This is a genomic window from Bradyrhizobium sp. GW821-FHT13H05, assembly GCF_058804065.1.
Window position 1 is genome coordinate 169,166 of sequence record NZ_JBXAPO010000001.1, and the last position, 21,826, is coordinate 190,991.

Below are 21,826 nucleotides of genomic sequence, written 5' to 3' on the forward strand. Positions count from 1 at the left end.
GATGACTTTCAGCAAAAAAATCGCTCACACGGTCATGACCGAGAAAATGCGACGGTTACGATGCCATCAACTTCGCCGCCACTTCCTTGGGCATCGAGACCATGGCGTCGTGGCCGGTCGGGAGTTCGGAATACTTCCAGCCATGTTCCTTGGCATAACGAGCGGATGCCTCGATATTCGGAAGTGCAGGCGTCGTGCAGCGAATAAACTGCTTTGGAAGATTGCCACCAGGGGGCCCCTTCAAGACCAACGGAGTATCATAAGCCTTGAGCGGCATCGGGGTCATACGGCGGTCGACCCAGGCGATCTGAGCGGGGTCGGATAGCCCGAAATTTTTGGAGGATGGCGGCGCGATAGCCCGTGTGCCGTTCACATCGATCGCAGCATCCATTCGAGCCTTACGAACGTCTGCTGGCGCCTCGCCAAAGACCGACACGCCGTTCGATCCCATCGGGGCATCGAGGTAGACCATGGCGCTGATACGGTCGGCCATCCGGTCGGCCACACCGCTGATCACGTAACCACCGAAACTGTGGCCAACCAGAACGATGTCGTGGAGCTCCTCAGCCACGATGACACCGGTGACGTCGTCGATCAGTGTATTCAGATCGATCGTCGGATTGAGGAGATGCGCGCGTTCGCCAACACCAGTGAATGTCGGCGCAAAGACCCGATTGCCTTGCGCTCGGATGATGTCCGCGACCGGGCTCCAGCACCAACCGCCGTGAAATGCACCATGGACTAGGACGAAGGTTCGTCCCGATGCCGCCGCCGCTTTGCGCGCCATCGCGACGCCGGCAGCCAGCGAGAGGGCAGCCGCAAGGCTCAAAAGGCTTCTTCTTTTCATGCGCTACTCCACATTTCAAAGCGGCGAAGACTGGTTCCCCAACCGTCGCTTCTGAACGCGATGGCCGTTCTGGAAATCGGATCGTCCTCAACATATTCGCAGCAGAACTCAGCGATTAGATGGATAATGCGGCATGCCGTTATTATCATTTGTTATGAATAAGCAGGGACCGGGCGATGAAGCGGGAAGACCTCGGAGACATCATGAATCTACTTGTCGTCGCGGAGGAAGGCAGCTTCACCCGCGCGGCCGTCAGGCTCGGCATGTCCCAATCGGCCCTTAGCCAGGCTATGCGTCGGCTCGAAACCCGACTCGATATCAGACTTCTCGATCGAACCACCAGAAGCGTCGCGCCCACCGAGGCTGGCCGCCAGCTGATCGAGACACTGCGCCCGGCACTGGACGAAGTGTCAGAGAGGCTTGCAGCCGTCACATCGATGCGCAACACGATTGGCGGGACGATTAGAATTCTCACACCAGAGCGGGCTGCTCACACGATCCTTTGGCCCGCGATCCACGATATCGTGTCGCAACACCCCGCGATAAACGTGGAACTGACCATATCGGGCCGTCATACCGACATTGTCAGCGAACGCTTCGACGCGGGGGTCAGGATCGGAGAAGAACTTGCCAGGGATATGATCGCGGTTCCGATCGGTCCTGATCTGTGTATGGCAGCAGTGGCGTCACCGGATTACCTGGAGAAGCGCGGCGTCCCGAAAACCCCTCATGATTTGGCACGCCACGCCAGCATCGGTTATCGCCGATCCGCAACAGGCGCAATTTATGCTTGGGAGTTCAACAAGGATGGACTAGGCGTCAAAGCGCGTCCTCAAGGCCAGCTTGTGTTTAATGATGCTAATTTACTGATCAAGGCTGCGTTGAAGGGACATGGGATCGCCTTTGTTCTGGAAAGCAGTGCGGCGCCCCACCTTGCTGACGGCTCACTGTGCCGCGTGCTTGAAGACTGGTGTCAACCGTTCGCCGGGTTCCACCTCTACTATCCCAATCACCGGCAGAACTCTTCTGCCTTCAACCTGATTGTTGAGCGATTGAGGCATCGGAAGGCTCCTTCAGCAATGCAATAGTTCAGGCTATCGCGTTTGCCTGACCACCTCGTCTCCGGTTTCAATTCCTTGTCGTGGCGGCCGAGACGCGCGGCGCCAAGGTCAAGAAGAAGCTGGAGATCGATCCGCTCCAAGGTGCCGAGCCGCAGCACTTCAATCCCAATGCGCCACGACGAGCGCCTCGTCGATACGACCACCAATCAGGCTTCCGAGCGCTGGCCTATCTTGCAACTACCGGATCAGACCACGCTGCCGCCGCCATCGACGGGCAGGACTTGCCCCGTGACGTAGGTGCTGAGCATTGAATAAATGTAGGCCTGAGCAGCTTCGGTGGGATCTGCGGCGCGGCGAACGGGCAGATGCGAAACCGCCATCTCAACATATTCGGTCGGCATGTCCTTGACGACGTTCGTCAATGTCAGTCCGGGAGACACGGCGTTGACACGGACAGGCGCAATATCGACAGCGAGCGCCGCGACCAGCCCCTCCACCGCACCGCCCATGGCGGTCGCGAGCGGGAAGCCCTTCTGTGGACGCTTGGTCAACATGCCGGATGTCAGCGTAATCGAACCGCCGGCTGATATCGTCGGACTACCGTGCTTCGCGGCAGCGAATGCTCCCCAGAACCGTACGTCCAGCGTGGCGCGAGCCGCCGTAAGATCGATCTCGGTCGTCGACCTTGGGCTCATCGTACCCCAGTCCCCAGCCGTGACTGCCAGATGGTCGAGCGACGACAGTGTGGCAAAGAACGCCGCCACGCTTGCCTCGTCGGCCAGATTCACGACAGCCCCGGTCGCGCCTGGAAGCGCCGACAGTGCCGCATCAATACCGTCCTGCCGGCGTGAGCCGATAATGACGTCGGCGCCGAGCTCATGAGCCAGCGTGGCAACCGCGAAGCCTATGCCGCTTGCGCCGCCGATAACGGCAACACGCTTGCCTTCCAGCGTAAAAACCTTGCCACCCATGGTATCAATCCTTCGCTTGCGAGAACGGGACGACGCGATCAACCAACTCGGCGACGCGAATTGACCTCAAGAGGTAACTCGATCAGTATCCGGGGATGTCCCCGTTTTCCTAAACGGGGATATCCCCGTTTGCAAGAGGCTATTCTGTCAGTGACTTCCAGAAACCCGCCCAAGTTGCGCGCGGATGCCGTGCGCAATCGCGAGCGCTTGCTTGAAGCAGCACGCCGGGCGTTTGCTCGCGATGGCGCCGGGGCGAGTTTGGACGATATCGCTAAACAGTCGGGCGTAGGGTCCGCGACCCTCTATCGGCACTATCCGACGCGGGAAGCGCTCATTGCGGGAGTCTATCGCCGCGAGGTGGAACGGCTTGGTGAACTTGGGAAAGAGCTCGCAGCCTCTAAGTCCCCCATGGAAGCGCTGCGGGGCTGGATGATGGCGCTAGTGGATCATGTGGTCGAAAAGCAGATCATCGCATCGGCATTGAACGAAGCCGCCTATACGAGTGCAAGGGTGATCATCCACGGCACAATGCAACAGCTGATCGAACGAGCGATCGAGAGCGGGGACTTGCGAGAGGACATCGTCCCGTCCGATTTTCTCTGGGCAATGATGGGGGTTTTACAGGCGGACAAAAGCGTCAATCTGGAAGAAAGCGCGAGGCGCTTGGTTGATCTTTTGCTTCGCGGCGCAACCCGTTCACGCCCTGAATGCTAATTCGAAGGCGCACGCTCTGATCTGCCCCCACTGCTCTTCTTCGCGCTGGCCTTCTGCCGCGTATTGGCCTCGTCGGGCGCCAGCGCCTTCCAGTTTCGAACCAGATCCAAAAGACCGGGAAAGCACCGGTTCAGATCTTCCATGCGTAGACGGCTGCGCCGCTCGAGGCCGTATTGTCGTTGCCGGATCAGACCGGCTTCGCGCAGCGCCTTGAAATGGTGCGTCAACGAAGATTTTGGCCTGTCAAAGCCAAACCAGCTGCACGTGTGATCATAAGCCTCCGATTCCAGCAGAAGCTTGCGTACGATCGCCAGGCGGATCGGATCGGAGAGCGCGCCCATGATCGTCTCCAGCCGCATCTCCTTGGCGACAGGTTCGGGCAGAGGCTCGGGAAGATCATCCACGGCTGCGCATCCTATGCAGTTTTGACGAACCGATATGAGCGGTGTCTTACACCCCTGTACGAGACTTGTCGAACTATGATATGTACGACAAAACTCGTACAGGAGATTAGTATGACCACGTGCGATATTGGACGCCCTTCAAACACGTCACGCAGCGAGCCGCGCCCATGGCGCATGTGGAGCTCGGCCTGGGTGGTCACCGCAGTGTTCGTCCTGTCGAATTCAGCGACGCCGCTCTATATCTATTGGCAGCGGACGATCGGCTTTTCATCAGGCACACTGACGGTCATCTTTGCGGCCTACATTTTGGGTCTACTGGTGACGCTGTCGCTGGCCGGTCAGCTTTCCGACCGCTATGGCCGAAAGCCGGTTTTGATGCCCGGCTTGGCTGCCGCAATGCTGGCATGTGTGCTATTCGCGACCGCGACGACAGTCGGCGCCCTGCTCGTCGCCCGCTTCCTGTCGGGCGTCGCGGTCGGCGTCGTGGTGTCGGCAGGCATGGCCTCCGTCGTCGATCACGGCGGCCCGAATCGTCGCCGGCTGGCATCACTGATCGCGTCAGTCGCGATGGTGCTCGGCGCCGGCCTTGGCCCTCTGTTTGCGGGTTCGGTTGCAGTTCAGCTCGCGGAGCCTGTCGTATTGATCTTTACCGCGGAGCTGATGGTGTTGGCGTGCACCGGCCTTCTGGTGCTTGCGCTGCCGCAAAAGCGGCTCGATCGCAACTCCGGCGATGGCTGGCGGCTGCGCATGCCGAACGTTCCGCGCGCAAATCGCCGGCAAGTCGCATTCGGCGTCGCGATCTTCGGCCCCGGCATCACCGCAACCTCCTTCGTGCTGTCGCTCGGACCATCGCTGCTTTCAAAGCTGCTTCATGTCACTAGCCCTCTTATCTCGGGAGGAACGGCCTGCGCCATGTTCTTGACGGCAACAGGCGTTCAGTTCGCGCTCAGGCGGCTTCCCATTCGAACGATCATGCTGATCGGTGCGGCCGCAACCGTCATGTCCATGATCAGCATCGCGGTTGCGGTCGACGCGTCGCTGGCGGGTCTGTTGATCCTCGCCGCCTTGCTCGCCGGCGCGGGCCAAGGTCTTGGCCAGCTCGGCGGTCTTTCGTTGATCGGCCTGCACGTTCCGGCGGAGCGCCGCGCAGAGGCGAACGCGGTCATGAACTTTGGCGGATACATCCCCGCCGGTCTGCTTCCCGTGCTGACGGGCTATCTGATCGACTTTGCGGGGCTCGCCACCGGCGCGACCATTTTTGCCGCCGCGCTTGGCCTTGTCGCTGCGGCCGGCGCGACCTTCGTCCAGCTTCACCTCAGGGAGTAGAGGCGCTCCCTTCAATAGATCTTTCTTGGTCTCCCGGTCCACACGTCATGCGCACGCCAGGTTCTAACCAATTGAAGACTTGTGCGGATCGCGGGTCTTGGTGCGCCGAAACCCGGGTGCGGTACCCACGCGTATTCAGATTGCAAGCCTTCGATTTTTCGCAATGGTTTCAAAAGCCGTTCCGACAGTTCACCGGCCGGATGTCACCACCGACCAGAAAACGACGCGACAAACGCAGTGCACTTAAGGCGTAACATTGCCGTCGAGAACCGCCAACCGAAACGGCTTGATCTCGATCTGTTGCCAAACCCGCTCTTTGACATAGGGCTCCCTCGCAAGCCAGGCGTCGAGATCGGCCCGGCTTGGAAATTCGGCGAACACGACCGATCCGATCATATCCCCGGCATCATCGAGAATCGCGCCAGCGGCGCGCAATTCGCCCCGTTCAACCATCGGCTTGATGGTCGCGAAGTGAGCTGGCCGTACCGCCGCGCGGTGCGCTTTCGCCCGGTCGTCCCTGCCATCGTAAGCCAGCACCAGAAACTGCATAATTTGACTCCTTGTCCATCCGTCCCCCGCGTATGTGCAAAGGTGGAATGCGTCTTTCTGTCAGCGCTCGGGGGCAGCCGCGACATGCGCAACCTCAAAATGCTGGGCGAACCGGTCGTAGTCCGAAAGAAGTTCCACGGCACGAGGCTCGATCTTGGCAACATCGATATCGGCTCCGGCGAATTGCCTGATGTCATCGGGCGAATCCCAGAGGGTAACGGCGAGAAACTCGACCTGATCGCCGATTAGGCGGCGCAGGAGTCGCGCACCACGATGTCCCGGCATCTTCTGCAGCGACGGAAACACAGTTTCGGCGACATGCCTGATGTAATCTGGAGCGCTTTCTGCGTCGGCGCGTCCGCGCCACAGCCGCGCGATCACTCTATTGCACTCCCTCGAACTATGCGAACTGGCGCACTATTGCGCACGCCTGACGTTGTGCTTCCGTGAGCATCGACAGATCCCCTCCCCCGTTGACTTTCGACTAGAGGATCAGCGCACGCGCGTATTGGTAGAAATTGCGAGTCGTCCTAGTGGGGAAGACTCTGGAGTATCAGTTGCGGAGGCTGAGCACGACAGGCCACAATTTTCTCCAATACCGGGGACAAATTGAAGCCGAGATAGGGCGCAAGGAAACAGTCTCAAGGTGCTGATCGCATGTCGCGGCTCTTCTACCACCTGCAACCGGAAACCCTGACGCTCGAGACAGAGGTCGTGAACGCCGACGCAGGTCGCGTGATGCTGGCTCAATCGCCGTTCTTTCCGGGCGGCGGCGGACAACTGCCGGACAAGGGCATGATCTTCTGGAATGGAGGCGAGGTTGCCGTCACGGGCTTCGAGCCCCATGGGGGGCGGATATGGGTTGTCCTCGCCGAAAACGTTGAACTTCGGGGCACGGTCGAAGCGGCCGTAGATCCGCACTTCCGCCAGATGATGCGTGAACTTCACACCGACACCCATCTCCTGAACGCGTTCGTCTACCAACAGTTCAATGGCGCGCTGGTGACGGGGGTTCAGATGAACCCGGATGGGACGGCGCGGATGGACTTTGACCTACCCGATGCCGACAACGAGCGGCTCCGTATGCTCGACGCGCCGATCAACGACGCGATCAGACAAGACCTTTCAGTCGGCGACAGTTACGTTCCGATGGATGATGCGATCGATATGCCCGGTCTGATCAGGACCCGAAGCGTCGCCCCGCCGCCGACCTTGGACGGAAAGATTCGCATTGTCGAGATCGCAGGACTCGACCGCCAGGCCTGCGGCGGGATACACCTTGCTTCTACCGGTCGCTCGCGCCTGGTGCGCGTGCTCAAGATCGATAACAAGGGACGTCATAACCGTCGCGTGAAGATCGGCCTCATCGGATTGGCGCCAGGAACCTAGACGCAGAGCGCCCTTGCACCCGCCCAACGCGCGATCAAGTCGAGGCAGAGGAGAACCCGGCGGCGCAGGCCGGGTCAGTCTGGGGAGAAACCCGCACAATTAGCGGCTAGATCGAATTGGACCTCGACGAGGTCGTCGCCACAAAAGCCGTTTCCCTCATGAAGAGCAGTGCAATCAAGCTCACAAGAGCCGCGGCGACAACGTAGAAGGCGGGCGCGAGGTTGTTGCCCGTCTTCGCGATCAACCATGTCGCGATGAACGGCGCAAACCCGCCGAAGATCGTGACCGCGCCGTTGTAGGCCAGCGACATTCCGGTCGAGCGAACGCGGGTAGGATACAGCTCGCCAAGCGCGGCCGGCGCGGGCCCGGTGAATGCCGCAATCAGTACCGCCATGCTGGACTGCACGATAACCAACGTTCCGATGCCGGGTGCGTACGTAAGCGCTGCGATCAAAGGATAGGCCAGGATTGAGATTGCGGCCGCGGCGCCCAGCAACAGCGGTTTGCGCCCGACACGGTCCGACAGATGGCCGAATACCGGCGCGAGCACCATCAGCACAAGAAGTCCAACACTGTTGGCAGCGAGGGAAGCGGACTGCGCCAACCCCAGTTGCCGCGTTGCGTAAGTCGGCATGTAGATCAAGAAGAAATAGGTGCACACCGTCCAGACGATCACCAGCCCCAGCCCGGCGATGAGCTGCCTGCCTTGGCTGGCAAGCACCTGTTTCAGCGGACTTTGCTCACGCGCGGTTCCGAGCTCTACGAATTCGGCGCTCTCCTCCACTTGGCTGCGAATGTAGAGACCGATCGGCACGATGAGAAGGCCGGCCAAAAACGGCACGCGCCAACCCCAGGCTTCCAGAGCTTGCACCGGCATCAACCCAGTGACCGCCGCGCCCACGAGCGAGCCCACCACCAGCGTGGCCGCCTGGCTTGCCTGCTGCCAACTGGCGCCGAGACCGCGCCGGTCGGGCGGCGAGTGTTCCATCATGAACGAGGTCGCGCTGCCCAATTCGCCGCCGGCGGAAAATCCCTGAATCAATCTGGCCGCGACGACTACGAGCGGCGCTACCCAGCCGGCCGTCGCATAGGTGGGAGCGAAACCTATCATCGCCGTGCCCAATCCCATTAGCACGATAGTGATCAGCAAAGCCGATTTGCGGCCCGCGCGGTCCGCCAGGCTCCCGAGCACCACCGCCCCGAACGGTCGCATGACGAAGCCGACGCCGAAGGTCGCGAGCGTAAGCAAAAGCGAAGCCGTGTCATTGCCTGCGGGAAAGAACAGCTTTGCGATCGTGCCCGCCAGAAATGCATAGACCACGAAATCGTACCATTCGAGCGTATTGCCGATCACCGCAGCGACCATGGCTTTTCGCCGGGTCGCTCCGGTTCCTGCAACCGTGGAAGGCATCACCTCTTGATACGTGCTCATCTTCAACTCCGGTTTGCCTCTGCCGCGCTGTTGGCGACGCGCGCAAGAAATTGGCTCGCCGCTTGCAGTTCGCGCACGGCGATCCACTCGTCCGGCTGATGCGCCTGTTCGATCGAACCTGGGCCCATGATCACAGTCGGAATCCCGGCAGCGTGAAAATGCCCGGCATCTGTTCCGAATGGCACCGAGATCGGGACGATGGCGGCGCCCGTCAGCCTTTCGATCAGAGCTTCCGCGGGAGCGTTCGGCTGCCAGCGAAGCGGAAAGGCAGTCCCGAGCCGTTCGCTGATGACATCGGCATCGGGGACAGCCGCTTTCATCTCCCGACGAAGGTCGTCAACAAACCGCGCCACGCGACAGCAGACCGCATGACCATCGACCTCGGGAATCGGCCTGAACTCCCACGCCAGCGTGCAATTCGGCGCGACCGTGTTCAGCGAAGTGCCCCCCTGAATCGTCCCGACATTCAAGGTGGTGTAAGGCGGCTCGACGCCCGAATTGCTGCGCAGCTCCTTCAGTTCGGCGGCCATGTCGAACAGAAACGACAGGAAGCGATGCGCATAGTCGATGGCATTGAGGCCGGCGGGCGGGTTGCTCGAATGCGCGGCCCGACCGCGGAACGAGGTACGCATCACGAATGCTCCTTTGTGGATACTCACGACTTTCATCTGCGTCGGCTCTCCCACGATCGCCAGCGAGGGCAGCGGAAAGTGCTGCTGAAGGTCAGCGATCAGGCGGGGAACGCCGACGCAGCCAAGCTCTTCGTCGTACGAGAGCGCCAGATAGAGCGGGCGATGCAAGCGGTCCGGCAGCAGCTCCACCATCTGCTCCAGACAGCAGGCAATGAAGGCCTTCATGTCGCACGTGCCGCGGCCGTACAGGCGGTCTTCGGCCTCGCGCAAGACGAACGGATCGCTGCTCCAGGCCTGCCCATCGACGCCGACAACGTCGGAATGACCCGAAAGGAGAATGCCGCCTTCGGCTACGGGCCCCATCGCACAGATCAGGTTCGCCTTGGTCCCGCTGTCGTCGTACGACAGGCGGATCGTGCAGCCGGGCCGGTCGAGCATGTTCGCAACGTAGTGAACAAGCGACAGGTTCGAGTTCTGTGTCGACGTGTCAAACGCCACCAGATCGCTCAGAATTGACCGCGCACTCATGCTCTCGCCCTCATGGCGATGGGACGCGACTTCAGCCTCTCCTCCGCCAGCCAGTCGGCGGCGACGTTGGTCGCAACACTCTGCACTTCCGCCTTGCGATAGATCGCCGCAAGCGTATCGCCGATGTTCCGGACACGCCGCTCGGTCTCCTCGTGATCGCGATGCAGGCGTTCCATCGCGAGCTGGATCATGCCACCGCCGTTGATCACATAGTCCGGCGCATAGAGAATGCCTCTGGCACGCAGCGCATCGCCGTGATGCGGGCTCTCGAGTTGATTGTTCGCACCGCCGGCAACGATCTTTACCTGCAAGCATTCGATCGTCCGATCGTTGATCACCCCGCCGAGCGCGCAGGGAGCGTAGATGTCGGCCGGCGTGTCGATCACGGCCTCGGGATCGACCGGCGTCGCGTCGAACATGGCTACACATTTCTCGACAACATCGCGCTTGATATCCGACACCAGCAGACTCGCGCCGGCGTCCGCGAGCAGGCCGCACAGGTTGAAGCCGACGTTGCCGAGCCCCTGCACCAGCACGCGCCGACCCCGCACGTCTTTCTTGCCCCAGACGTGATTGGCGCTCGCCTCGATGCCGACAAAGCAGCCGAACGCCGTACGCGGTGACGGATCGCCGCTGCCTCCGCTTTCCTTCGGCAGCCCCATCACGTGAGGGGTCGAGCGCCTGATCTCCACCATATCGGCCGCGGTGGTGCCGACGTCCTCGCCCGTCAGATAGCGGCCGCCCAGCCCGTCGATGAAGCGGCCCAGCGCATGCAGCAGCTCCGGGGACTTCTGTGTAGTCGGGCCTGCAATAACAACCGCCTTGCCACCGCCGAATGGCACATCGGCCGCGGCCGCCTTATACGCCATGCCACGCGACAGCCGCAGCACGTCGCGCAATGCGCTCCCTTCGTCGGCATATGGCAGTATGCGGCAGCCGCCGATCGCAGGACCCAGGACCGTACTATGGAGCGCGATGATCGCGCGCAGTCCGCAAGCCGGATCAGAAACGAAAACGACTTCCTCGTGAGAGTCGAAAGCATCGCAGGAAAACACCATTCCACGTCCGTCGGTATGCCGCCCCATGGCGTCAGGCAACGCGACCCATACCGTAAGGGCGACACCCGATATTGTGGAAAGTTGCGATTTCAGCGCGAACCTGAACGTGGAGCGAGAGCTTCTCCCCTGCGGCCCGTGCAAATTCCAACGATACACACGCAGGCCTCTTGATCATCCTGCTTTGGAAACGCGGGAAATGTTGATGGACCTGGGCCTCGCCGGCCGCAAGGCGTTGATTTGCGGTGCGTCGCAAGGGCTCGGCTATGCATGTGCGATGGCGCTCGCTCAGGAGGGTGCACACGTCACCTTGTTGTCGCGGCGACGTGCCGCGTTGGAGAACGCAGCAGGCTGGATCGAAAGGGAGGTCGGCGTTCGGCCCGGGATTCATCACCTGCGATCTCGCAGCAACCGACGATGGCATGATAACAAACGGGTTCGGCCGGATCGTCAACATCACCTCGTTGACGGTTCGCACGCCCGTCGAGGGCCTTGAGCTGTCGACCGCAACGCGAACGGCGTTGACGGGCTACGTCGCAGGCGTGGCCCGCCAGATCGCGAAACGCAACGTCACCATCAACAATCTATTGCCAGGAACCATCATGACCGGGCGCATCAAGGAACTCGGCGAGACCGCAGACCATCTGATCGCCAAAGGTCCCGGCCGGCCGAGGTGGGCTTCCCGAAGAATTCGGCGCGGCATGTGCGTTCGTGTGCAGCAGCCGCGCATCCTACATCACGGGCCAGAACCTGCTGGTCGACGGCGGGTTCTGTTCGTTCACTGTGTGATGGAGATAGGGAGCACCGCCCTGGTCCAGGGGCGTGCCCGCCGGCGGCCAATCCGGTTGGGCGTCGCAAGCGCCGCATGGGAGACAGGCTAGACGAGACGTATCGTCTCGTATAGATATGAAGCCATGTCACTGCTGTCTCACCCTGCGGCCGATAGTCCGCGCCGGTCCGCCCATTCGCACGCCGCCATATTGGAGGCGGCGGCCGATTTGGCCGGACGACAAGGCTATGCCAATGCGTCGATCGAACGGATTGCCGAGCAAGCCAAAGTCGGAAAGCAAACCATCTACCGCTGGTGGCCAAACAGGGCCGCACTGTTCATCGAGGTTTATCGCGAGCTGGTACCCGCCGACCTCGTTGCTGACGACACCGGTAGCCTTGACCACGATCTGGAAGCGCTTCTGACCCGGCTGTCGGAGCTCTATTGCAATACGCCTGCCGGCAATATCCTGTCCGGCCTCATCGCGGAAGCGCAGACGGTGCCGGAATTGGCGGATCAGCTGCGAGAGACCTATGTCGTGCCACGTCGCGCCATCATCGGCTCCATCTTTGCGCGCGCACTCGCAAGACGCGAAATCGATGCCTTGATCGACTCCGAGCTTGCAAGCGACCTGATTTCCGGCGCGGTCTGGTTTCGCCTTCTGCTGGGAGAGCGGCAGCTCGATCGCAAGTTCAAGAAGCACCTGATCGACGCTGTCCTGCAAGGCCTCGCGCGCCGGCCGACGCAGGCGACGTCAGGATCGCGCGGGCAACGTCGTGGGCGCGAGCCGCGGCAGAAACGATAGTTCCATGTAGGAAGGGCAAACTGACGGAGACCGGCATGCCGCGGCGCGATTTGAGGAACCTGGCTCGCTTCTGGAATGACCCCTGCTCGCCCGGCCTGAGCCTGATGCATGCTGATTTTCAGACGCAGGAGTTCGCCCCCCACCGCCATGAAGAACTCGTGATCGCCATCACCGAAACCGGTGGGTCGGTGATCCAGAGCCGCGGCGTCGTCGACAATGCCGATACATCAGCGCTATTGGTCTTCAACCCGTCCGAACCTCATGCGGGATGGATGGGTGCAAGCCGTCATTGGCGCTACCGGTCGCTTTACCTTGAACAGAGTGCGCTCGACGAGCTTGCGCACGCGCTCGGAACCGATCGTATCCCCTATTTCACCCGCAACTGGATTGCAGATCCGGAACTGGCCGCAAATCTGCACGCGCTGCATCACGCGTTCGACGGCCAAACTGATCCGCTGCTGCAGCGCGAGCTCCTCGTTACAAGCTTCGGGGTACTGTTCAAGCGTCACGGCAGCGGCGGGCTGCGGATCGAAACAGTACCGCACGACCGCGTGCGCATTGGAAGGGCGATCGACTACATCCGGGCTCGACTGGCGAAGCCGATCTCTCTCGCGAACCTGGGCGACATACTCGAACTTTCGCAGTTTCAGGTCATCAGGCTGTTCAAGCGGACCATCGGCATGACGCCGCATGCTTATGTCCTGCAATTGCGGCTCGACGCCGCTCGGTGCTATCTCGCGACGGGATCGCCCATTGGCGATGCCGCGGTCGCCGCCGGCTTCTACGATCAGAGCTCGCTGACACATCACTTCAAAAGAAGCTACGGCCTCACCCCGTTGCAATTCGCCCGCGCCGCGCGCAGCTGAGGCGAACCTTATCGCGAGCCTGATGTCGCCGGACACTCGCTCTCGGAAAGCGGGCGATAGGCCGCCTCGCCGGGGATCGTGCCGATCACCTCATACTGGTCCCAATCCCCCCTCGACTCGGCGGGCGCCTTGACGCGCGCCAGCAGCATGTCATGGACCATGGATCCGTCGGCCCGCGCGATGCCACCGCGCACAAAGATATCGTTGACTGGAAGCTCGCGCATCCTGCGCGCCACCTGGTCAGCTTCAAGCGTCTCGGCCTCGTTGACGGCTTTCAAATAGTGCAATACGCCGGAATACACACCGGCCTGGGTCATGCTCGGCATCGCCTTCCTGACCGCAAAGAAGCGCTCCGCCCATGCCCGTGTCTGCTCATCCCTGTTCCAATCATTGGTAAGGATGAAGCTCATGCCCTGTGCGTTCGACAATCCGAGCGCATGAATTTCGGTATTGAACAGCACCAGGGGAACGAGCTTTCCCTTGAGCCCGAACTCCTTCGCCTGTTTGATGCCGTTGAGCAGATCCTGACCGGCATTTGCGAAGGCAATGACGTTGGCACCCGAGTTCTGTGCCTGCAGCAAAAAGGATGCAAGATCGGGCGAGCCGAGCGGATGACGCACACTTCCAATCACCATTCCGCCGGCGGCGGGAACGAACCTGCGCACATCACGTTCGAGTGCGTAACCCGCGGCGTTGTCAACAACCAGCACGAACCACTTGTCGCCGCCCGAACGGACCACGCCTTCCGCAATGCTCTTCACCATCGAATAGCTATCGTAGGTCCACTGAAATCCGGTCGGCGAGCATTGCCGACCGGTCGGATCCGAGGTGATGCCGGTGGAATAGATAGCGATCCGCTTCTTGTTGCGCGTGATTTCCTGAACGGCGAGCGCGGCGCCGGACAGCGGAACATCGACGATCGCGGTCACGCCTTCGGTGTCGATCCAACGATTGGCGATCGCCGCAGCGACATCCGGCTTGTTCTGGTGGTCGGCACTGACGACTTCGATCGGCCGGCCGAGCACGCTGCCGCCGAAGTCGGCAACCGCCATCGTGGCGGCGGTCACCGAGCCCGGCCCTGAAAAGGAGGAATACGCGCCGGACATATCCGTGAGAACGCCGATACGGATGACATTTTCGGCCGCCGCCAAACCGTGCACGCCGACGAGGAACAAAAGCGCAGCGATCCAGGATTTCATGTCGGTCCTCCTCCTACCGGCTTTCGGCGCGGCTTTTTTCCGCAGGAGAAGCGGCAGACGGTGGCTGCGTATTGGCAATAATTGCACACCGCCCAGACCGGGCGTCGTCCGCTGGCATCATCGGCGTCTGTACCAGGTCGTTGTGAAGGGCCTGCAGGCCCTGCTGTCCATCAGGTGAGGAGTCCGCAACCTGGGCGTTCAAGCCAAGCACTGGAGGGCTGTCATTTGCCACGACCTTCCCCCAGAATGGCAAGAAGGCGCGCGCCGGCATCGGCCGAGTCCGATTGCCTGGATCTCTTGGCTCATCATTTTCGCTTGGAACGATCTCATCTATTTTCAGGAGGTGGCCCGACAAAGACGGCTCGTCCCGGCTGACGACCGGCGCCGATTGGGCCCTCACCCAAACACGACCCCTCTTATGTGCCACAAGTGATTGGCGCCCTTCGTTGAAGCAGTTTGGTTCTGCGCCGTTCACAGTTCGTGACGTTAGAAACGAGGATGCGCGGTGATGAGGTCTTGTTCGAAGACGAAGACGTCAGGCCCCGTCCAACGATCTTGACCCGATAAGCTTGCAGCAGCGCCAGAAAAATGAAGCAGCAAGGATCGTCGACGAAAACAGTGCCACCCGGATGCAGCAGGAACCGAAATTGCAGATTTTTTGCCGCTCTTGAAGCTGTTTGCTCAGTCCGGTCTGCCCCTGTAACGAGATCTTCCTCTGCCAGCCGAGCGAGTAGCACCCGGCTCAAGGCAAGCGATCGCCGCGTGCTTCCATAATCGCAAAGCACCGTTTCATCGGTCCGCGCGAGCATCCGCAAACCCTTCCTGAGCGGGCTTCAACGAGGGCGCGATCTTAACGGCATTCGGCCGGGTTTCAATTTCCACCAATAGCCCGGCGCCAATCTGCATCATAGTCCGCGCTGAAGTGACGATATTCGTGCTGACCCAGGCATGGTTCGGTTGACGGGATTTCAACGTCTTCCAAACGCGAGGCGGCGCGTCGCTTGTTGTTTTGGCAATCAGTAAACTTGGGGGATCGGAATGATGAGGTCTGTTATTTCTGTTATCGCGCTTTGCGGCTTCGCCGTGTCCGCAGAAGCGGCGGATCTTGGTACCGGCTACTTCAAAAACCCGCTACCTGACTTGCCTGACACACTGACTTACGCCGGCTTCACTGTCTACGGAGTGGTTGACGTTGGCTATGGCTACCAAAGCCACGGTCTTGGCGTCAGCAGCTCGCTGTATTCAGGGGAAATGTACAACATCGTTGGCAACACGCTTCCCGCGACGGGGCCCAGCCGAGCGCGTTCCACCTCTGCTCTGACCGAAAACGCTCTGTCCGTCTCGAGCATTGGTTTGAAGTATGAGAAGTCTATCGGTTTGGGCTGGACGGCCATCGCCAATCTGGACACCGGATACAACCCACTCTCCGGCGAACTTGCCGACGCATGCAAGAGTTTGGTTCAGGGCGTAAATGCCGTGCTGAACAAAGGGGCTGTCGCAGCCTTGGGTGATGGCAGCCGTTGCGGTCAAGCCATCAACGGTGAATACTATGCAGGATTGAGCAATTCGGCTTACGGTATTCTAAAGATCGGACGCCAGCTGACGCTTCCCACTGAAGCGCTCGGCGCGTTCGATCCGCAAAAGAGCTCTATCGCTTTGTCGATGTTTGGCTGGGCGGGTGCGGCGGGAGCTGGTGCGGGCAGCACCGAAACGGCGCGTTGGGACAACTCTATAAAGTATGGCTATGAGTTCGGGCCGATTCATGCCGCGGCGATGTACACCGACGGCGGCGATGGCACGTCCCTTCATGGTACCGGGTACGCGGGCAGCGCTGGTGCGACTTACAAGAACTTCTCGGTTGAAGGCTATTACGAATACGAAAAGGGTGCGGTCAACCTTCAAGGGGGCAACCCCTTAGCCGGTTCGACCAATGTCAATCAGATGGAGTACTATCTGTCGAACAACGAAACCTACGGTCTGCTCGGTAAGTACGTCTTCGAATTCGGCAACGGCCCCAAAGATAACACCGGTTCCAAGCTTACAGTCTCTGGCGGCTATGTTCATACCGATATGAACGGTGCTGGACCCGGCATCGGCATGAGCTCGGGCACGACGATCGGCGGCTATATGCTCACGCTCGAAGGTCTCAATTTTACGAGCACGCGAACCTTGCAAACCTATTTCTTCGGCGCGAGATATGAGACCGGGCCGTGGTCTTTCGCAGCGGCCTGGTACCGCCTCACGCAGAATTCGTTTACCGAGCAAAACCTTTCCAACGGCACGGGCGGCTGCTCCGTGAACGCATTTGCCTGCGCAGGTAGTGCCAGCATGATCACCGGCCTCGTCGATTACGCCTTCAACAAGCACCTCGATGTCTATGCAGCGTTGGCGTACTCTGATGATGCTGGCGGCTTAGCGCATTCTTCGACATCGGGCAGCGCCAATGGCTACACCAACAACATCACGGCGTTGTCGGGCTTACGGGTGAGGTTCTGAGGGCCCCCCGTAACGGTTTTACCTAGCCGTCGAGCGAGGTAAAGGGGCAAGCGGCGCTTACCGCTTGCCCCACATTGGAACTGTCAAGCGTATACCCGCGCTGCAAGAATCCTACTGTGCCGCGGAACTCTGCAGGCCTCGCTCAGCAAGGCGCCGAGATGGAAACCGCCTTCGTCCGTGTCAGCCCGGAATGGCATATCACGCCAGCCCACACTCGTCCGCTAAGGACGTAATCATCCTATCGAGCACGGCAAGCCGAAACGACCCAACCTCGAACTTATGCCAGACCTTTTTTGTGGGCGTAAAGCTCCCCGCTCCACCAGGTATCAAAGAGAGCGAAACCGATCATATCTTTGCCTCTCCCGTTCGAGTTCTGAGACCTGTCGCGTCGTCAGCTTGGAAGTCGGGAAATGCTGTAATGTTTTCAAAGGCCGTTCTGACGTTTTCAGCGGTTTTGGCTCATTGAGATCGTTACGGAATTTCTCTTTGTCAGAATGGCGATAGCGAGCCCCATGGTCTCAGAACATTCGAATCGGGCGCGAGGAAGGTGCAAATCCCAGACCCACAACCACCGATACTGACATTCGCTGATGGCGACCATTTGATGCGCGATTAAATATCCCTCCCGCTTTCTATCCGAGATTGGCGCCATTTGCGTTGAGCAGCGCCCTCACATCTCTCCCATCAATCCGACGTGGCGCGATTTTCTCTTTAATCGCTATGACCGCGGCGTGACCGATCGCGTGCCCATATGAAAAGCACTGAGCCGTTACCCGCGCTGAAGCCACGGCTTCATGCTCGGCAGATAGGCAGCGACCCGCAACCAGAAGACCCTCGCCTCGCTGCGGAACGAAGCAACCATAAGGAATTTCATAGAAATCGTTCAGCAGCCATTCGACCCGCGGCCTTTCGCCCGCGTGCAATTCGATCGGCCAAGGTGAAATCGCTATTCCATCGGAAACCTTCGTGCCTCGCACCACATCAGCGTTCATGAGCCGCTTCACACCGGCGACCTGCCTGGTCTGGCGTACCCCGACTTGCACTCCCGTATCATTGATGAATGCATTTTCGCATCCGATCAGATTGTCGCGAAAGAAGCGGGCGTATTCACGCGTCTGCAATCGACCCTCGATCTCTGCTTCCGTGAAATCCCTCCAGGACAGCGTATTGAGTTCGCGACCATCCGAACCAATAATTCGCGTGCAATTACACAGAAGTTCGTTTGGACGCGTAGTCGTGAACAGCCACACTTTGCTGCGGGGTAGCTTGTAATCGCCCGTATTGTGTTTTGCCTTGATCATCGCCGAGACTTGCTCAGGCATGATGGTATCAGGGCCATATGTGTTCACAAATCTTTCGACGTTGACTCCCATCAATCGAAAAATCATGGTTGGATTTTGCACCCTGCCGTTGTCACCCACAAAATTTGGAAACCCGGCCATAGCAACGACATCGGCATCGCCACTAGCGTCGATCACAATCTTTGCACGGGCATCGATCGGACCTTGTTTTGTCCAAATGCTGAGGCCTTCGACATTATCGCCGTCGATGTTCACGCCGTTGGCGACGGCGTGAAAGATGGTACGGACACCCGCCTCGCGTAGCAGCCCGTCGGCGACCTCCCGCCAAATCAAGGGATCATGCACACGGGTCCAAGTCTTGCCATAGACTACCGGATCCGCAAGGCCGCCTTTCACTTCGAGCATTCGGCAGAATTCGTCTGCGAAGCCAAATACGATCTGCTTGGGCGGCCGCGTCCTGTCTTCCGTGGCTTCGTAAAGCCCGCAGACGGTGCTGGACAGGCCGGCGACAGCACCACCTCCGCAGAAACCATATCGCTCAATGAGCGTAACATCGAGGCCCTCGCGTGCGGCTGTGATGGCGGCTGTGACCCCTGCGGCGCCGCCGCCGACGACGAGCACATCGGTCTTCAATCGATCAACATTACGATGATCCACGATAACCTCCCGGCTCTGACATGTTCGTCATATCATGATGATTAAGTGACCTACCCGCGTGCCGGCGACGCCTGGTGCGCAATTTCGCGATCAAGAAGCCGCACTTTCAACCGGTAGCCTGCGAGTCCGTGTCGGAATCACGCGTGGATCCCTGCACATGCCGCAACTTTGCAAGGCTGGATCGAGCGCGTGCCGTCAGGGTTCTCTGGCGACCTGTGCCGGCAGCTTGGTCCAGGCAAAATCCGCGGGATTCGCAGCGAACGGTCCCTTTGCTTGGGCGACCAGTATTGCGCTGGCGATTGGAGCAAAATCGGCTCGGAAATGCACCGAACTCTTGTTGACCAATATCTTCATGTCCTCGGGCCTGACACCAAGGTGACGGTAGATCTCCCTGTCAAGCAACTGCATCTTGCCACTGGAAACCAATACAAGCACACCAGAGACCTCCAGGCACGCACAACGCCCGAGCGTGACCAGCCCCCCCATACTCATGGGTCCTTTCAGCTCGACCTTTCCGTCGCCGAGTGACCGTACGGTGCATCTTACAGGCAAAGGGGCATCGCTCTTTCCACCCGTATAGGTCGGAACGGCTGCTCCCAGAACAAGGTCGAGCTGCGCGCCGACGCCGGCTTTATGAGCGGCTTGTGCGGCCTGCGGATCGTACAGCAATCCTAACGCAATTCCCGAAGGGTAGCGCAAGCCGGCTTTCTCACTGATCAGAGCCCTCAGCATCCCCGTAGTATTGCTATCGCCACCCGCACCGGGATTGTCCTGTGTGTCGGCGATCACAATGGGTCCCGACGCAGACTCAGAGAGCCGCAATGCTTCAAGGACCGCGTCGTTCGGAGCAAGCAAACCAAGACGCCATCTCGATCGCGGGGCCTCGATATATTCGAACAGCCGCTCAACCGCGGCTTTTGCCGACGCCCCGTATCCCCAAACTCGCGGGCCACACGCTGGGATATCCGCTGCCGGAAATCCCATGGCGAAATTCAGGGTTACGTCATGTTCCCGTTCCAGCTGCCCCAACAGCTTATAGACCGACGAAGCCGGATCGCTTGTTGTATCCTGCAAGTTCACCGGAATTAGAAAAGGCACGCGGATGGTTTGCTTTGGGTCTCGCCCAGGTATCTTCAGCAGCCGCAACATGAGATTTGCGGCCCGCAGTCCGGTTTCGTGCATATCGATATGTGGGTACGTCCGGTAACACACCAGCGCGTCGGCGGCCCAGAGCATTTCCTCACTGACGTTTGCATGCAAGTCCAGGCTCGCCACGATCGGAATCTTCGGGCCGACCAGCGCACGAATCCGATCGAGTAGATCGCCCTCCGGATCGTCGATCTCCTCCGTGACCGCCGCCCCGTGCAGATCGAGATAAACCCCGTCGAGTCCTGAGCGCACCGCTCTGGCGACATCCTCCAGAATCACCCCGGTAATCCTGTCGTAAACGGGCTGACGGATCTGTGCGGATGCGCCTCCACCTGCCCAGCAGGAAGGAAGCAATCTCCACTCCCGCGCGAGCGCCGCCTCAATGAACCCCGAAATGGGAAGAGCCCGCCCCCGATGCCGCGCGAGCATCTCCGAGCCACGCGAGAACGCCGGAAACATCTCGCCGTTTTCAAAATAGGACCAGTCAGCCTTTGACGGACCGAACGTGTTGGTCTCGTGCTGAAAGCCAGCGACTAAGATACGATAACTCATCACTCAGACTTCTGCTGCGAGAAAGACGAGCGTCCGCCCAAGAGCGAGCGCGGAAGCCTTTTGCTGAAAGGTTTCCCGCTCCCAACAATTGAAGCCATGGTGCGTCTCGGGGTAGATAAAGAACTTGGCCAGAGCGCGTCCGCCGAAGCTTTTCTTGACCTCATCGACAGAGGTCATCGGAATCTGCTCGTCGTGATCAGCGTAATGAAACAGAATAGGCACATGAATATTTGTCGCGACGTCCAGCTGATTCTGAATTCCCCCGCCGTAGTACGACACTGCGGCATCAAGATGCCCCTCGGCTGACGCCAGATACGCGAGCCGACCTCCAAAGCAATAGCCAACTGCTGCCAACTTACCTGTCGTCTCGCGCATATCCCGCAGCGCTCTGGCCGCTGCACCAACGTCACTGACGGCCCTGCCAACGTCCGCGACGCGCCAAAAGGAAAGCCCCTCCTCCAACTCCGCGGCGGAGTATCCAAGATCAAGTCGCCGTTGCGACCGCCAGAAAATATCGGGCGCCAAGACCACGAAGCCCGCCGACGCATATTGATCTGCGATGGCTCTGATGTGCCGGTTCACACCGAATATTTCCTGGAGCAGCACAATTCCCGGACCAACACCCGCCGGGGGCAAGGCAAGGTAGCCCTCCATATTGCCGTCTTCAGTCTCAACACTAATCCACCGCGAACTCTCGGACATCTCTGACCTCGCTAGACTATGGTCGGCTTCGCTCAAGCAAAGAATGCATTTACCTGCTCGACATCGGACGTGAAGGTCTCGATAGAAGCGATTTTGTGCTCCCGGACGAAGCAGACTGTGGCCAGATGAACATCCAAACTCAACGCGTCCCTGCGAGCAGTATTGTGCAACGCAAGCGCAACATTTTCGGCGCTGATCAGGATATGCTCGAGGGTAAATTTTACTCCGTACGCCCCGATCTCCTGGAGCCGCGTAATGATCGCCTCAGCGCCGACAACATGCCCGGATACGAGACTGTCCCCCGGCACCTTCCATTCGGCACGATCATCAAGAAGCGATCGAAGGGTGGCCCAGTCGCGCCCCGCCAACGAAGCATGAAAGCTCTTTGCGAGAGCCAGCTTTTCAATGTGCGTCATGATCTC

Annotated in this window: 20 protein-coding genes and 1 pseudogene; 8 read left to right on the forward strand and 13 right to left on the reverse strand. The window is 59.9% G+C overall.

What is annotated here, in order from left to right; all coding sequences use genetic code 11:
* Nucleotides 1-55 precede the first annotated feature (55 nt).
* Complete coding sequence (locus tag AC1RR3_RS00770) at nucleotides 56-847, reverse strand: alpha/beta fold hydrolase (RefSeq protein WP_492818367.1); 792 nt, start codon at nucleotides 845-847, stop codon at nucleotides 56-58.
* Between the two features lie 176 nt (nucleotides 848-1,023).
* On the opposite strand from AC1RR3_RS00770, the gene AC1RR3_RS00775 reads away from it, so the two are divergent.
* Complete coding sequence (locus tag AC1RR3_RS00775; RefSeq protein WP_492818369.1) at nucleotides 1,024-1,935, forward strand: LysR family transcriptional regulator; 912 nt, start codon at nucleotides 1,024-1,026, stop codon at nucleotides 1,933-1,935.
* A 218-nt stretch (nucleotides 1,936-2,153) separates the two neighbouring features.
* Here the strand turns inward: AC1RR3_RS00775 and AC1RR3_RS00780 are convergent, their stop codons facing one another.
* Complete coding sequence (locus AC1RR3_RS00780) at nucleotides 2,154-2,879, reverse strand: SDR family oxidoreductase (RefSeq protein ID WP_492818371.1); 726 nt, start codon at nucleotides 2,877-2,879, stop codon at nucleotides 2,154-2,156.
* Nucleotides 2,880-3,008: 129 nt separating this feature from the next.
* Between AC1RR3_RS00780 and AC1RR3_RS00785 the strand changes: the two genes are divergently transcribed.
* Nucleotides 3,009-3,593 carry a TetR/AcrR family transcriptional regulator gene (locus tag AC1RR3_RS00785; protein WP_492818373.1) on the forward strand — a complete coding sequence of 195 codons (585 nt, stop codon included), beginning with the start codon at nucleotides 3,009-3,011 and terminating at the stop codon, nucleotides 3,591-3,593.
* Here AC1RR3_RS00785 and AC1RR3_RS00790 read toward each other — a convergent pair.
* Nucleotides 3,590-3,997, reverse strand: a complete 408-nt coding sequence (locus AC1RR3_RS00790) for an ArsR/SmtB family transcription factor (RefSeq protein WP_492818375.1) — start codon at nucleotides 3,995-3,997, stop codon at nucleotides 3,590-3,592. The genes AC1RR3_RS00785 and AC1RR3_RS00790 overlap by 4 nt on opposite strands.
* A 111-nt stretch (nucleotides 3,998-4,108) precedes the next feature.
* On the opposite strand from AC1RR3_RS00790, the gene AC1RR3_RS00795 reads away from it, so the two are divergent.
* Nucleotides 4,109-5,323, forward strand: a complete 1,215-nt coding sequence (locus AC1RR3_RS00795) for an MFS transporter (RefSeq protein ID WP_492818377.1) — start codon at nucleotides 4,109-4,111, stop codon at nucleotides 5,321-5,323.
* Between the two features lie 243 nt (nucleotides 5,324-5,566).
* Here the strand turns inward: AC1RR3_RS00795 and AC1RR3_RS00800 are convergent, their stop codons facing one another.
* Both AC1RR3_RS00800 and AC1RR3_RS00805 read right to left on the reverse strand, forming a co-directional pair.
* A complete protein-coding gene (locus AC1RR3_RS00800) occupies nucleotides 5,567-5,872 on the reverse strand; it encodes a YciI family protein (protein WP_492818379.1) in 306 nt (101 codons plus the stop codon).
* Nucleotides 5,873-5,932: 60 nt separating this feature from the next.
* The gene (locus AC1RR3_RS00805) at nucleotides 5,933-6,253 is read right to left on the reverse strand and encodes an antibiotic biosynthesis monooxygenase family protein (protein ID WP_492818381.1); all 321 of its coding nucleotides are present in this window, start codon (nucleotides 6,251-6,253) and stop codon (nucleotides 5,933-5,935) included.
* Between the two features lie 276 nt (nucleotides 6,254-6,529).
* On the opposite strand from AC1RR3_RS00805, the gene AC1RR3_RS00810 reads away from it, so the two are divergent.
* Nucleotides 6,530-7,261: an alanyl-tRNA editing protein gene (locus tag AC1RR3_RS00810; protein WP_492818383.1), complete on the forward strand. Its 732-nt coding sequence runs from the start codon at nucleotides 6,530-6,532 to the stop codon at nucleotides 7,259-7,261.
* A gap of 106 nt (nucleotides 7,262-7,367) precedes the next feature.
* Here the strand turns inward: AC1RR3_RS00810 and AC1RR3_RS00815 are convergent, their stop codons facing one another.
* From AC1RR3_RS00815 to AC1RR3_RS00825, 3 genes are read right to left on the reverse strand one after another with little or no spacing between them, the layout of a single operon-like run.
* Nucleotides 7,368-8,693 carry an MFS transporter gene (locus tag AC1RR3_RS00815; protein ID WP_492818385.1) on the reverse strand — a complete coding sequence of 442 codons (1,326 nt, stop codon included), beginning with the start codon at nucleotides 8,691-8,693 and terminating at the stop codon, nucleotides 7,368-7,370.
* 2 nt (nucleotides 8,694-8,695) lie between these two features.
* Nucleotides 8,696-9,853: an acetylornithine deacetylase gene (gene argE, locus AC1RR3_RS00820; protein ID WP_492818387.1), complete on the reverse strand. Its 1,158-nt coding sequence runs from the start codon at nucleotides 9,851-9,853 to the stop codon at nucleotides 8,696-8,698.
* Entirely contained in the window at nucleotides 9,850-10,950 is a 1,101-nt protein-coding gene (locus AC1RR3_RS00825) for a Glu/Leu/Phe/Val family dehydrogenase (RefSeq protein ID WP_492818389.1), read from the reverse strand. The genes argE and AC1RR3_RS00825 overlap by 4 nt, the downstream gene beginning before the upstream one ends.
* A gap of 163 nt (nucleotides 10,951-11,113) precedes the next feature.
* On the opposite strand from AC1RR3_RS00825, the pseudogene AC1RR3_RS00830 reads away from it, so the two are divergent.
* From AC1RR3_RS00830 to AC1RR3_RS00840, 3 genes and pseudogenes are all read left to right on the forward strand, one after another.
* Nucleotides 11,114-11,697 (forward strand): annotated as a pseudogene (locus tag AC1RR3_RS00830) (SDR family oxidoreductase).
* A 125-nt stretch (nucleotides 11,698-11,822) separates the two neighbouring features.
* Nucleotides 11,823-12,482 (forward strand): TetR/AcrR family transcriptional regulator, encoded by a 660-nt coding sequence (locus AC1RR3_RS00835; RefSeq protein WP_492818391.1) that lies wholly within the window; start codon nucleotides 11,823-11,825, stop codon nucleotides 12,480-12,482.
* A gap of 35 nt (nucleotides 12,483-12,517) precedes the next feature.
* Nucleotides 12,518-13,348, forward strand: coding sequence for an AraC family ligand binding domain-containing protein (locus AC1RR3_RS00840; protein ID WP_492818393.1), 831 nt, complete (start codon nucleotides 12,518-12,520; stop codon nucleotides 13,346-13,348).
* 8 nt (nucleotides 13,349-13,356) lie between these two features.
* Here AC1RR3_RS00840 and AC1RR3_RS00845 read toward each other — a convergent pair whose 3' ends face one another.
* On the reverse strand, nucleotides 13,357-14,523 hold the full coding sequence (locus tag AC1RR3_RS00845; RefSeq protein ID WP_492818395.1) for an ABC transporter substrate-binding protein: 1,167 nt from the start codon (nucleotides 14,521-14,523) through the stop codon (nucleotides 13,357-13,359).
* 1,062 nt (nucleotides 14,524-15,585) lie between these two features.
* Here AC1RR3_RS00845 and AC1RR3_RS00850 point away from each other — a divergent pair.
* A complete protein-coding gene (locus AC1RR3_RS00850) occupies nucleotides 15,586-17,043 on the forward strand; it encodes a porin (protein WP_492818397.1) in 1,458 nt (485 codons plus the stop codon).
* Nucleotides 17,044-17,675: 632 nt separating this feature from the next.
* On the opposite strand, the gene AC1RR3_RS00855 is transcribed toward AC1RR3_RS00850, so the two are convergent.
* The 4 genes from AC1RR3_RS00855 to AC1RR3_RS00870 all read right to left on the reverse strand — a co-directional run bounded on the left by AC1RR3_RS00855 (nucleotide 17,676) and on the right by AC1RR3_RS00870 (nucleotide 21,820).
* Nucleotides 17,676-19,001: an FAD-dependent oxidoreductase gene (locus AC1RR3_RS00855; RefSeq protein WP_492818399.1), complete on the reverse strand. Its 1,326-nt coding sequence runs from the start codon at nucleotides 18,999-19,001 to the stop codon at nucleotides 17,676-17,678.
* A 195-nt stretch (nucleotides 19,002-19,196) separates the two neighbouring features.
* Entirely contained in the window at nucleotides 19,197-20,702 is a 1,506-nt protein-coding gene (locus AC1RR3_RS00860) for a M81 family metallopeptidase (protein ID WP_492818401.1), read from the reverse strand.
* A 3-nt stretch (nucleotides 20,703-20,705) separates the two neighbouring features.
* Nucleotides 20,706-21,404: a dienelactone hydrolase family protein gene (locus tag AC1RR3_RS00865; protein WP_492818403.1), complete on the reverse strand. Its 699-nt coding sequence runs from the start codon at nucleotides 21,402-21,404 to the stop codon at nucleotides 20,706-20,708.
* A 32-nt stretch (nucleotides 21,405-21,436) separates the two neighbouring features.
* On the reverse strand, nucleotides 21,437-21,820 hold the full coding sequence (locus AC1RR3_RS00870; RefSeq protein ID WP_492818405.1) for a nuclear transport factor 2 family protein: 384 nt from the start codon (nucleotides 21,818-21,820) through the stop codon (nucleotides 21,437-21,439).
* Between the last annotated feature and the right edge of the window lie 6 nt (nucleotides 21,821-21,826).